The organism is Acidimicrobiia bacterium (genome assembly GCA_040880805.1).
In the GTDB taxonomy this organism is placed as follows: domain Bacteria; phylum Actinomycetota; class Acidimicrobiia; order IMCC26256; family DASPTH01; genus DASPTH01.
On record JBBDHW010000017.1, the window covers coordinates 1 to 12225 of the forward strand.

The following is a 12225-nucleotide window of genomic DNA, read 5'->3' on the forward strand; positions in this document are numbered from 1 at the left end:
GCGGCTCACCGATGGGTGAACGAACGACGCCGCAAGCCAGGCTGAGGTGGTAGGCCTATGCGACGTCGACCATGCGCACCGCCGCGGTCGACGGCGCCGGGACCGGTTCACCGCGTCGACGTCTGCGGTTCCGGCCCGCCCCTTCGATACTCTGCGAGCAGGAGGATCCTCATGCTCACGGAGATCGACCACGTCGCGATCGCGGTCAACGACCTCGAGGCTGCGATCGACTACTACCAGCGCGCGTACGGGGTGGAGGTCGAGCACCGTGAGGTGGTCGAGCGCGACGGGGTGGAGGAGGCGCTGCTACGGGTGGCCGACTCCTACGTGCAGCTCCTCACGCCGGTCCGCGACGACTCCACGGTGGCCAAGTACCTCGAGCGCAAGGGCGAAGGGCTGCACCACGTCGGGTACCGGGTCGCGTCGTGCGCAGACGCACTCGACCGGCTCAAGGCCGAGGGTTTCCAGGTGATCGACGAGGAGCCGCGCCCCGGGAGCCGCGGCACCACGGTCGCGTTCGTGCACCCGAAGGGCGCCTTCGGCACGCTCATCGAGCTCGTCGAGGAGCCGTCCGAATCCTGATCCGGTTATCCTCGGACGCGTGCCCGCTGCCGAAGACGAAGACATCCAGAGCACTGCCGAGGCGGAGGCGTTGCACGGCGACGAAGCCCCGTCCGACAGCGCCACGCCCCACCCCATCGAGGAGCGCCTCGTCGAGCTCGCCGAGCTCCGTGAGCAGGCCCTCCACGCCGGCAGCGCGGCGGCGGTCGAGCGCCAGCACCAGCGCGGGAAGCTCACCGCGCGCGAGCGCATCGATCTGCTCCTCGATCCCGGCACGTTCGTCGAGCTCGACATGCTCGCCCGTCACCGCGCACACGGGTTCGGGATCGAGAACACGCGCCCACTCACCGATGGTGTCGTAACCGGATGGGGTTCGGTCGACGGGCGCAAAGTGTTCGTGTTCAGCCAGGACTTCACGGTGTTCGGCGGCGCGCTCGGCGAGGTGTTCGCCGAGAAGATCCACAAGGTGATGGACCTCGCCGAGTCGGTGGGCGCGCCCGTCGTCGGGCTCAACGACGGCGCCGGCGCGCGCATCCAAGAAGGTGTGGTCTCACTCGACGCGTACGGCGGAATCTTCTCGCGCAACGTGAAGGCGTCGGGCGTGATCCCGCAGATCAGCGTGATCCTGGGCCCGTGCGCCGGCGGCGCGGTGTACTCGCCCGCGCTCACCGACTTCGTCGTGATGGTCAAGGGAACCTCGCACATGTTCATCACCGGGCCCGACGTGGTGAAGACCGTCACCGGCGAAGACGTCACGCAGGAGCAGCTCGGTGGCGCGCTCACGCACGCGTCGAAGTCGGGCGTCGCCGCGTTCGTCTGCGACGACGAGCGGGCTGCGCTCGCACAGGTGCGCTACCTGCTCTCCTTCCTGCCGGCGAACAACCTGGAGGATCCGCCCTATTCCGAGTCCGAGGACGCGGCCGACCGTGGCTGCGACGGCATCATCGACCTGATCCCCGACGCGCCGAACAAACCGTACGACATGAAGAAGGTGATCGCCGAGGTCGTCGACGACGGAGAATTCCTCGAGGTGAACGCGCTCTGGGCGATGAACATCGTGTGCGTGTTCGCCCGGGTCGACGGGCATGTCGTCGGCATCGTGGGGAACCAGCCCCAAGTGCTCGCGGGCACGCTCGACATCGACGCGTCCGAGAAGGCCGCGCGATTCGTGCGCACCTGCGATGCGTTCAATGTCCCGCTGGTCACGTTCGTCGACGTGCCCGGGTTCCTCCCCGGCACCGACCAGGAGTACGGCGGCATTATCCGGCACGGAGCGAAGCTGCTCTACGCGTACTGCGAGGCGACGGTGCCGCGGGTACAGATCATCACGCGCAAGGCCTACGGCGGCGCGTACGTGGTCATGAACTCCAAGTCGATCGGGTGTGATCTCGCGTTTGCGTGGCCGTCGGCGGAGGTTGCCGTGATGGGTGCGCCCGGCGCGGTGAACCTCATCTTCCGCAAGGAGCTGGAGACCGCAGACGATCCGGACGCGAAGCGCGCGCAGCTGATCGAGGAGTACACCGATCTGTTCGCGAACCCGTATATCGCGGCGGAGCGCGGCTACGTCGACGACGTGATCGATCCGCGTGAGACGCGTCGTGTGCTGGCGCGGTCACTCGCGATGTTGCGCACGAAACGCGAGCAGCTCCCCTCACGCAAACACGGCAACGTGCCGCTGTAACGATGGCGGTCCACCCGGTGTTGCGCGCGATCAGTCCCGACGCCACGCCCGAAGAAGTGGCCGCGATCGTCGCCGCGTTCGGCGCGCTGCGCTTGGACCAGGTGGTCGAGCCGGCCCCCGACGACACGCTCCACGAATGGGTGCGCACGGCGCGGCTCCAGTCGCACCGGTCGGGTCTGCGGCGCGGCCCGTGGCGGCTGTCGGGCCGCGTCGGGCGTCGCACCCGAGTCTGACCTGTGAGCGATCTCGGAGGTCCCGCGAACGCGGAGCTCATGAGTGTCGGCACGAGCGAAGTCGTGGTCACCTTCACCAGCGAACCGGACCTGCCCGTCATCACGCGTGTCGGCGACCGAGAGGCCACCACGAGCGGGCCGTTCCACGTCGCGCGCGTCGAGGGCCTGACGCCCGACACGGAGTACGACCTCGCGGTCGACGGTGTCGCGCCCGACCGCTGGCTCCCGCCGAGCATGCGCACGCTCGCCCAACCGCGCGGTGCGTTGCTCGCGACGATCGCGACGGCGAACGACGTGCACTTCGGCGAGACCCGGTGCGGGCTCACCGGTGAACCCGCGACCGACGCCATCGGCCCGATCCTGTCTTCCGGGCCTGGGGACCCGCCCTACCCCGAAGTGATGGGGCGAGGGGCCGTCGCCGAGATCGCTGCGCTCGATCCCGACGCGGTCGTGGTGAAAGGTGATCTCACCGATTGCGGTCTGCCCGAGCAGTATGAGGCGTTCCTCGCCACGTACGGCGCGCTCGGCTCTCGCATGTACCACGTGCGAGGGAACCACGACGCGATGAGCGATCCCAAGATGGCCATCGAGGGCGCGCCGTACACGGTCGAACTGCCCGGCGTGACCCTTGCAGTGCTCGACACCACGGCGCCGGGGCACGTCGGCGGCGCGCTCCCGAGCGAGCAAGTGGAGTGGCTCGATGCACTCGCGGTTTCGGCGACCGCGCCGGTGCTGGTCTTCGGTCACCATCCGGTGTGGAACCTCGATACCACCCATGACGTCGACCCGCACTACGTGATCGCGCGCGAGGAGAGCATCGCCCTGCTCGAGGTGATGCGCCGCCGGGAGAACATCGCCGGCTACTTCGCCGGGCACACGCACACGAACAGAGTGCGCCGCTACAAACGCGCGCCGAACGTGCCGTGCGTCGAGGTCGCGTGCGGGAAGGACTACCCGGGCGCCTGGGCCGAGTATCGGGTGTACGAGGGCGGGTACACGCAGGTGATGCGCCGCATCAGCACACCCGATGCGCTCGCGTGGTCAGAACGTTGCCGGTACATGATTCAGGGCATCTACCGCGACCTCGTCCTCGGCAAGATCACGGACCGCTGCTTCACCCATCTCTTCTGACGCGTCAGTTGCGCCTCGCGGCAAAGGCGACCATCTCGAAGTAGATGCCGAGCACCTTCGGCGCGTACACCGGAGAGGTCGCCCAGTTGCCGTTGCCCATGAGGTTCCACGTGGGCACGCGGCCCTTTGCGAAGAACGTGTCGTACGCCACCGCGGCCGACGCGGGGTCGGATCCGTAGATGGGGGGTGAGGGCGGGTTGGCGAGGCTGGAGGCGCGCGACTCGGGATCGGCGTAGTTCTTCAGCATGTGGATCTGGCCCCGCGCGCCGTCACGCGGCGTGGGGAACGCGATCTCGCCGTTGCAGCTGTCGCAGGCCCCGATGCCGCCGTAGTTGTTGTCGAGCGCGTGCCCGAACGAGCCGGTCTCGAGGATCGACTGCGCGAACGCGATGTCGCCGCGTACGTGTTCGACCTTGCCCTCCTCGACGAACATATCCGCGAGCTCGACGATCGTGGTGCCGCCACTGAGTCGGTAACGCACGCCTCGCGCGTCGAACCACGCCGCGATCTGCTCGCCGGTGAGCACCGAGTCGCCCATCACCGGGATCGTTCCCGCGTCGTCGAGGAGCTTCTTCTGCCGGTCGTTCTCCGTCTCGAGCGCGATCTTTACGCGCTGCATCGTGTCGCGCCGTTGCTGTTCGTCGTCGCGTGACTGTTCGAAGTCGCGAAGCCGCACGTCGAGCGCGTCGGCGGAGCGGGTGAAGTCGGTGATCCTGTTCGCGTCGGAGTTGGTCGCTGACTGCGCGTACTGCTTGCCCGACGAGACGTCTTCGACGTGCGGGATGTCGAGCAGCATCTGCGGCGAGCTCGCGTGCGTGTAGATGAACGCGGCACGGGCTCGGACGATGCCCCGGTAGCGAGCGATCTCGGCACGCGTGGCGTCGAGCCGGAACCGGGTCACGTCGATCTGACCCTGGAGGTCGGTGATGCGCGCATCGGCCTCGTCGATCTGCGCGCCCATCTGCGCGATCCGGTTGGTGTTGCGCGTCACCTCGGTCGCCAGGGCCCGGTACGCCTCGGGGTCGGGCTGCTCGGGTCTCGCCGGCGCCGCGCCCGCAGCCGGCCCGAGTGCGAGTGTGGACAGGAGCGCCGCGCACAGGAGAGCGACGGGGCGCGTGAGGGCGCGGGCGCTCGTCTGCAGGGGCATCCCCCGTGCATCGGCCCGGGAGGCGCCCGCGTTGAGCCGAGACCGGTCCGATCGCGAGTGCGTCCCGAGGAGTGTCGGCGCAGAGAAGGCCGCTCGCGCGGCGCCCCAACGATCTCCTCGGGACGAACCTCGCCAAGTATTCCCCATCCGAACCGGCTTTTCCACTCACTCGCGCGGGGTTCTCCACGGGGTCCTGTGGATAACTCGGGCACATGCGGCACGAGCGAGCGGAGCGAGTCGAGTGCTCGCCAGCGGAGAGAGCGCCCGCGGCGCAGGTACCCTGCGCCGCAGCGAACGAGCGCACGGTCGGGCCAAATAGCCTGATCGGGTGCCGATCACGAACACCGAGCTCGCCGAACGCGTGGCCGGCCAGACGATCCCGCTCCGCTTCCTCGAGACCGTTCGCGGCCGCCCCGACGCGGTCGCGCTCCGGTGGAAGGAGGGCGACGGCTACGTCGCCCTGACCTTTGCCGAGTACGCCGACCGCGCCGCCCGGCTCGCGGCGGCGCTGACCGACCTCGGCGTCGGTCACGGCACCCGCGTCGTGCTGCTGATGCGCAACCGACCCGAGTTCCACGTAGCCGACGTGGCAGCGCTGCTCGCGGGCGCCACCCCGATCTCGATCTACAACTCGTCGTCGCGGGAGCAGATCCAGTATCTCGTAGGGCACTGTCACGCGGAGGTCGCGATCGTCGAGGGCGGCGAGTTCCTCGATCGGCTGCTCGACGTGAGCGACTCTCTGCCCGACCTCCGCCACATCGTGGTGGTCGACGACGCGCCGCCGATTCAACATGCAAAGGACGCGGTGGCGTGGTCGGAGCTGCTCACCGCTTCGCCCGTCGATCTCGAGGCTGCCGCGCACACCGCGACACCCGACGACCTCGTCACGGTGATCTACACGTCGGGCACAACCGGCGAACCCAAAGGCGTGATGCTCGATCACTCGAACATCTGCTGGACGATCGAGAGCGTGCGCCTCGCGCTCCCGTTCTCCACCGAGGGTTTCCGCCTGGTCTCGTACCTGCCGATGGCGCACATCGCCGAACGCGTCGTCACGCACTACTCCGGCCTCACACTCGGCTACGAGGTCACCACGTGCCCCGACCTGCACTTCCTCGCGGCGTACCTCCGTGAGACGGAACCCGAACTGCTCTTCGGCGTGCCCCGCACCTACGAGAAGGTTCACAGCGGGATACGCGCGGTGCTCGCGGCCGATCCCGCGAAGAACGAGGAGTTCGAGCGCGCGTTGGAGGTCGGGCTCGAGGTCGCCGCCGCCCGCGCACAAGGCGAAGCTCCGGCCGCCGATCTCGCCCGCGCGTTCGAGGAGGTCGACGCGGCGACGTTGCGCCCGGTGCGCCAGCTCCTCGGTCTCGACGCGCTGAGGGTTGCGGTCACCGCCGCGGCACCGATCCCCGTCGAGATCCTCTACTTCTTCCGCGCGCTCGGCCTACCGCTGTCGGAGATGTATGGGCTCTCCGAGTCGTCGGGCCCCGCCACGTGGGAGCCGGAGCGCGTACGCCTCGGCACCGTGGGTCGCGCGATCCCCGGTCTCGAGCTGCGGCTGGCCGACGACCACGAGGTGATCTTCCGGGGCGGCAACGTGTTCCGCGGCTATCTCGACGATCCGGCGCGCACTGCGGAGGCACTCGATTCCAGCGGCTGGCTCCACACCGGCGACATCGGCGAGATCGACGACGACGGCTACCTGCGCATCGTCGACCGCAAGAAGGAGCTCATCATCACCGCGGGCGGCAAGAACATCTCACCCGCGAACCTCGAAGCCGCGCTCAAGGCACAACCGCTGATCGGACAGGCCGCCGCGATCGGCGACGGCCGGCCCTACGTGGTCGCGCTGCTCGTGCTCGATCCCGACGTCACGCCGGTGTGGGCCGTGCAGCGCGGTCGCGGCGCGTCGACGCTCGCCGAGCTCGCCGCCGATCCTACGGTGCTGGAAGAGGTAGCCCGCGAGGTCGACGATGTCAATCAGCGTTTTTCGCGCGCCGAGCGGATCCGTCGGTTCAAGGTGCTCGGTGATGACTGGCTGCCCGACTCCGAAGAGCTCACGCCCACGATGAAGCTCAAGCGCCGCGGCATCCTCGCCAAGTACGCCGCCGAGATCGCCAAGCTGTACGCGGAGTAGTTACTCGTGCTCTCCCGCGGCGACCGTCACGTGGTCGCGCTCGTGACCTTCGGCGCGCGCGGCCTCGAGCGCCTTGCCCGCGCGTGAGACGAGCTCCACGGGGTCGAGCGCGTGCGACGGGTAGCACGCGATACCGGCCGAGACCGTGAGCGAATCGCCAACTGGGCTGGCGCGCAACGACTCGCGCACCCGGTCGGCGACGATCACGGCCCCCGGCTCGGCGGTGTCGACGAGCACACCCAGCGCGACCGCGTCGCCGAGCCGGAACACCGAGTCGCTCTCGCGCATCGTGCGCCACGCGACGGCCGCGAGCGCGTTGAGCGCCTGGTCGCGCGCGCCGCTCGGCGCTTCGTGCAGTCCGTCGACCTCCCAGAACACGACCGACACTGGTTGCACCTTCCGGCGCGCCGACGCCACCACCTGTTGGAGCACGACGGGCAGATGGCGCTCACGGATGAGCCCCGTCGCCGGCTCGATCTCCCAGTCGTCGGTCGACTCGCCCACGGGCGACTGGCCATCCGCCACTTCCGCCTCGAGCGCCCGGAGCTGCCGGCGCAGGCCGCGGGTCTGCGCACGGGCTTCCCACAGCGACTGCTCGGCACTCGTGCGGCGTATGTCGAGCACCGCGCCCACCGCGGCAGCCGCGACGCCGACGACGGCAGCGACCAGCCCGAGCACCGCCTCGTCGAGCGCGACTGCGGCGATGCCGGAGGCAATCGCCACGACCGCGAGCGACCCGCAGACCGCGACTCCCCAATGGGAGCCGCGCCGGACAGCCGGTTCGGTCACCGGCCGGCTCGCTGCGCGGCAAGCTCGGCGAGCTCGCCCACGATCTCGGTGAGGCGGAAGTCCTTCGGGGTGTAGACGCGCGCCACACCGGCGGCGAGGAGTTCGCCCTGGTCCGCCTCGGGGATGATCCCGCCGACGACGACCGGCGCGTCGACGCCCGCCTCGTGCAACAGCCCCATGGTCTCCGCCACCAACCGCCGGTGGGAGCCGGACAGCACGGAGAGACCGACGAGGTCGACGTCTTCGTCGCGCGCGGCGGCCGCGATCTGCTCCGGTGTGAGCCGGATCCCCTGGTAGATGACCTCCATGCCCGCGTCGCGCGCGGCCACTGCGATCTGCTCCGCGCCGTTCGAATGGCCGTCGAGCCCGGGCTTCCCGACCAGGATGCGAATCGGATGGCCGAGTACGCGCGCGGTCGCCTGCACCCGCTCCCGCGCGCGTTGCATATCGGGCCCGGTCGGCGCGCGCACTCCGCTCACACCGGTGGGCGCGCGGTACTCGCCGAACACCTCGCGTAGCGCGCCGGCCCACTCACCGACGGTGCCGCGGGCGCGCGCCAGGGCGATGGTCGCGGGGACGAGGTTCCCAGTTGTCGACGCGGTCGCCCGGAGCGTGTCGACCGCGCCCGCGACGAGATCACGGTCGCGCGCCGCGCGCCAGCTCTCGAGGTGCTCGAGCTGTTCCTGCTCTGCCCTCTCGTCCACAACGAGGATGTGGGACTCCTGGTCGAGCCCTGCCACGAGTGGGGAATCGGCTGTTTCGGTGAACCGGTTGACCCCGATCACCGGAATCTCACCGGATTCGATCCGACGGACGCGCTCGGCGTGGCTCTGTACGAGCCGCTGTTTCATCGCGTCGATCATCGCGAACGCGCCCCCACCGTCGAGCACCCACGCAAGCTCGGCGTCGGCGGCCTCCGCCAGCTCCGCCGTCTTCGCCTCGACCACGTGCGAGCCCGCGAAGAGGTCGTCGTACTCGAGCAGGTCGGTCTCGAACGCGAGGACCTGCTGGATGCGGAGCGACCATTGCTGGTCCCACGGACGGGGCAACCCCAGTGCTTCGTTCCAGGCGGGGAGTTGGAGGGCGCGTGCACGCGCGTCCTTGGACAGCGTCACGCCGAGGGTCTCGAGCACGATGCGCTGCACGTTGTTCTCGGGCTGGGCCTCCGTGAGACCGAGCGAGTTCACCTGCACCCCGAAGCGGAACCGGCGCAACCGCTCGTTGGTGACGCCGTATCGCTCGGCGGTGATGCGGTCCCACAGGCGGCCGAAGGCGCGGAGCTTGCACATCTCTTCCACGAAGCGGATGCCCGAGTTCACGAAGAACGAGATCCGCCCGACCACCTCGGGGAGGTCGTCGTCGGTGACCTGACCGGATTCGCGCACCGCGTCGAGTACGCCCACCGCCGTCGCGAGCGCGTACGCGACTTCCTCGACCGGTGTCGCGCCCGCCTCCTGCAGGTGGTAGGAGCACACGTTGATCGGGTTCCACTTCGGCACGTGACGCACCGCATGACAGATCAAGTCGACCGTGAGCCGGCGCGACGGCTCGGGACCGAAGATGTAGGTGCCGCGCGCGAGATACTCCTTGACGATGTCGTTCTGTGTGGTACCCGCGAGCCTGGAGACGTCGTCGTCGCGTTCTTCGGCCAGCGCCTGGTACATGCCGAACAGCCACATCGCGGTGGCGTTGATCGTCATCGACGTGTTCATCTCAACGAGCGGGATCTCGTCGAAGAGCACGCGCATCTCGCCGAGATGCGGTACGGGCACGCCGACCTTCCCGACCTCACCGCGAGCGAGCGGATGGTCGGGGTCGTAGCCGGTCTGGGTGGGGAGGTCGAACGCAACCGAGAGGCCGGTCTGCCCCTTCGACACGTTGCTGCGGTAGAGCTCGTTCGACGCGCGCGCGGAAGAGTGACCCGAGTAGGTCCGCATCAACCACGGCTGGTCTGCCACGTGCCCATTCTCCCCCACCAGGGGTGCTGGATCTTCAGCGTGGCCCAGGGGCCTACTTCGCGTAGTCGTAGAAGCCGACGCCGTTCTTGCGGCCGAGGAGGTTGGCCGCCACCATGCGGCGCAGGAGCAGCGCGGGTGCGAAGTTCGGGTCGCCGAACTCCTTGTGGAGCGCGTCGAGGATTGCGAGGCTCACGTCGAGGCCCACGAGGTCGAGCAGCTCGAGTGGCCCCATCGGGAAGTTGCACCCGCCCTTCATCGCGGCGTCGATGTCGTCGCGAGTGGCGACGCCGGCGTCGTAGAGCTTCACCGCGTTGTTGAGGTAGGGGAAGAGGAGCGCGTTGACGACGAACCCGGCCTGGTCCTTGACGCTCACTCCGGTCTTGTCGCAGGCCTCGACGAACGCGCGCACCTCGTCCATGGTCTCGTCCGAGGTGGTGAGGGCGCGCGCCATCTCCACGAGCGACATCACCGGGGCGGGGTTGAAGAAGTGGAGGCCACACACGCGCTCGGGCCGGCTCGTGACCATCGCGAGCTCGATGATCGGGAGCGTGGAGGTGTTGCTGGCGAGGATCGCGCCCGGTGCGCAGATGCGGTCGAGCGCGACGAAGAGCTCCTTCTTGGCGGGGAGGTCTTCGACGATCGCTTCGAGCACGAGGTCGCACGACGCGAGCTCGTCGAGGTCGGTGACCGCGCGCACGCGGGTGGCAACGTCGTCGGCGGTAGCGGACTCGAGCCGGCCGCGCTCCACTTGACGGGCGAGTGATTTCTGCAAGCCCGCGAGCGCGGCGTCGGCGGCAGCCTGGGTGCGGCTCCGCAGGACCACCTCGAAGCCGGCCTTGCCCGCGACCTCCGCGACCCCGGAGCCCATGTGCCCCGCGCCGACGATTCCGACCTGCTTGACCGTCATGCCCGTCCCTTTCTCCACGAAGCCCAGATCCCGGAAGCCGACAGGTTACCGCTGGGTAACTTAGGGCACGCTCGCGGGCCGGTCCGCCACTCACCGGTAGGCTCCGCGACCGATATGAGCTCCAGGAAGCGATCGGGCGTATTCGTGCTGGTGGGCGGGGGCGAGTTCGGCCCGGGTTGCCGCGAGCTCGACGCCGGGCTGGTCGCGCGGTCGTCGGCCAAAGAGGTCGTGGTGCTCCCCACCGCCGCGGCCTTCGAGCATCCCGATCGGGTAGGGGAGCGCGCCGCCGAGCACTTCGAGGGGCTCGGCGCGAAGGTGCGTCCGCTCAACGTGCTCCACCGCGCCGAGGCCGAGGACGCAAAGAACGCGGAGATCGTGCGCGCGGCCAAGTTCGTGTACCTCTCCGACGGCTCGCCGCTGCATCTCCGTTCGGTGTTGAAGGACTCGGCGCTGTTCGACGCGCTGCTCGCCGCGTACCACGGGGGTGGTGTGCTCGCCGCGTCGGGTGCCGGCGCGACGGTGTTGTGCGACCCGATGGTCGATCCGCGCGGTGGCGCGTACACCGTCGGGCTCGGTGTTGTGCGCAACCTCGCAGTGTTCCCGTATCACGGCACTGCCGCCGACCACCTGCGCGCGCGCTCGATCGACTTGCTTCCGTCGAACGCGACTCTCGTGGGTATCGACGAGGAGACCGCGCTGGTGCGGGACGCCGACGCCACCTGGCGTGTCGCGGGTGTGGGTCACGTCACGGTGTACGACGCCGACTCGTCCACCGTCTACGAATCCGGCGCAACCATCGAGGGCCTGCCGATCTAGATCGTGTGGATCTCTACGAGGTGCTCGATGCCGCGGAGATCGTCGGCATTGCGCGTGTACAGCGCGGCCCCGTTCGCGTGCGCGGTTGCTGCGACGAGCAGATCGAGGACGCGCGTACGCGGGTTGCGACCGCCACGCGCAACCGCTGATGACAGGTGGCCGTAGCTGCGCGCAACCGAAGCGTCCACGGCGAGCGGCGTGAAGAGGTGCTCGATCAACGCGAGCCGCCGCAGTCGGTCGGCGCGGATGTCGGCGTTGTTCGTGACGAGCGCCCCGAAATGGAGCTCCGCCAGCGACGCCGCGCTCACCGCCAGGTCCCCCTCGAGCTCCGGTACCTCGGCAGCCACGAGGAGGCTGGTGTCGATCACGGCGTGCGCTACCACGGGTCGCGAAGCTCGTTGTCGACGAGCGCCCGGTCGGCTTCCCAGTCGGCATCGGCGGGGCCCGCGAAGACCGCCTTGACCTCCGAGTAGCGCCGCCAGGTCGTGGGGTGCGCGGGCGCCGGGCCCAGGACTGCCGCCGGCCGCCCGGCGACCGTCACGAGGAGCTCCTCGCCTTGCTCGGCGCGGCGTACCAGCTCGCTCGCGTTCTGCCGCAGCTCTCGTAGCCCGATGCTCTCCAACGGGGGGGAGAGTAGCACTTGTGCTATCGAGGAGAGACGCTTTCGGATCGCGCAATTCATATTGCGTCATATGAAAGAAGGACCTTCCCCTCTTCTTCCCTGCTTCGGTCTCGGGTCCAGGCCGAGGCCCTTGCCGCAGTGCTCCTCCACCCCGACCGAGAGTGGTCGCTCACGGAGTTGGACAGGTGCTCAGCGAGGCACTCGAACGGGTTCCCGGTGTCGAGGCTGCATACCTGTTCG

General features: G+C 69.2%; 12 protein-coding genes. 6 read left to right on the forward strand and 6 right to left on the reverse strand.

Translation table 11 applies throughout. From position 1 onward, the window contains the following. Positions 1–171 precede the first annotated feature (171 nt). From mce to WD271_03170, 4 genes are all read left to right on the forward strand, one after another. Complete coding sequence (gene mce / locus WD271_03155) at positions 172–582, forward strand: methylmalonyl-CoA epimerase (protein MEX1006823.1); 411 nt, start codon at positions 172–174, stop codon at positions 580–582. A 70-nt stretch (positions 583–652) separates the two neighbouring features. Beyond that, the gene (locus WD271_03160) at positions 653–2242 is read left to right on the forward strand and encodes an acyl-CoA carboxylase subunit beta (protein MEX1006824.1); all 1590 of its coding nucleotides are present in this window, start codon (positions 653–655) and stop codon (positions 2240–2242) included. Positions 2243–2244: 2 nt separating this feature from the next. Further along, positions 2245–2475: an acyl-CoA carboxylase epsilon subunit gene (locus WD271_03165; protein MEX1006825.1), complete on the forward strand. Its 231-nt coding sequence runs from the start codon at positions 2245–2247 to the stop codon at positions 2473–2475. A 3-nt stretch (positions 2476–2478) separates the two neighbouring features. Next, on the forward strand, positions 2479–3606 hold the full coding sequence (locus WD271_03170; GenBank protein MEX1006826.1) for a metallophosphoesterase: 1128 nt from the start codon (positions 2479–2481) through the stop codon (positions 3604–3606). A gap of 4 nt (positions 3607–3610) precedes the next feature. Here WD271_03170 and WD271_03175 read toward each other — a convergent pair whose 3' ends face one another. Next, on the reverse strand, positions 3611–4753 hold the full coding sequence (locus WD271_03175; protein MEX1006827.1) for a glucosaminidase domain-containing protein: 1143 nt from the start codon (positions 4751–4753) through the stop codon (positions 3611–3613). A gap of 328 nt (positions 4754–5081) precedes the next feature. Between WD271_03175 and WD271_03180 the strand changes: the two genes are divergently transcribed. After that, on the forward strand, positions 5082–6893 hold the full coding sequence (locus tag WD271_03180) for a long-chain fatty acid--CoA ligase (GenBank protein MEX1006828.1): 1812 nt from the start codon (positions 5082–5084) through the stop codon (positions 6891–6893). Here the strand turns inward: WD271_03180 and WD271_03185 are convergent, their stop codons facing one another. From WD271_03185 to WD271_03195, 3 genes are read right to left on the reverse strand one after another with little or no spacing between them, the layout of a single operon-like run. Beyond that, the gene (locus tag WD271_03185) at positions 6894–7682 is read right to left on the reverse strand and encodes a GGDEF domain-containing protein (protein MEX1006829.1); all 789 of its coding nucleotides are present in this window, start codon (positions 7680–7682) and stop codon (positions 6894–6896) included. Next, entirely contained in the window at positions 7679–9640 is a 1962-nt protein-coding gene (locus tag WD271_03190) for a protein meaA (protein ID MEX1006830.1), read from the reverse strand. The genes WD271_03185 and WD271_03190 overlap by 4 nt, the downstream gene beginning before the upstream one ends. A gap of 52 nt (positions 9641–9692) precedes the next feature. Next, on the reverse strand, positions 9693–10547 hold the full coding sequence (locus WD271_03195) for a 3-hydroxybutyryl-CoA dehydrogenase (GenBank protein ID MEX1006831.1): 855 nt from the start codon (positions 10545–10547) through the stop codon (positions 9693–9695). Positions 10548–10661: 114 nt separating this feature from the next. Here WD271_03195 and WD271_03200 point away from each other — a divergent pair, with 114 nt between their 5' ends. Further along, positions 10662–11363 (forward strand): Type 1 glutamine amidotransferase-like domain-containing protein, encoded by a 702-nt coding sequence (locus WD271_03200; GenBank protein ID MEX1006832.1) that lies wholly within the window; start codon positions 10662–10664, stop codon positions 11361–11363. On the opposite strand, the gene WD271_03205 is transcribed toward WD271_03200, so the two are convergent. Together WD271_03205 and WD271_03210 are read right to left on the reverse strand one after the other, a co-directional pair. Continuing rightward, the gene (locus WD271_03205) at positions 11360–11746 is read right to left on the reverse strand and encodes a PIN domain-containing protein (protein MEX1006833.1); all 387 of its coding nucleotides are present in this window, start codon (positions 11744–11746) and stop codon (positions 11360–11362) included. The genes WD271_03200 and WD271_03205 overlap by 4 nt on opposite strands. Then, positions 11740–11985 (reverse strand): type II toxin-antitoxin system prevent-host-death family antitoxin, encoded by a 246-nt coding sequence (locus WD271_03210; protein ID MEX1006834.1) that lies wholly within the window; start codon positions 11983–11985, stop codon positions 11740–11742. Before WD271_03210 ends, WD271_03205 begins: the two co-directional genes overlap by 7 nt. Positions 11986–12225 lie beyond the last annotated feature (240 nt).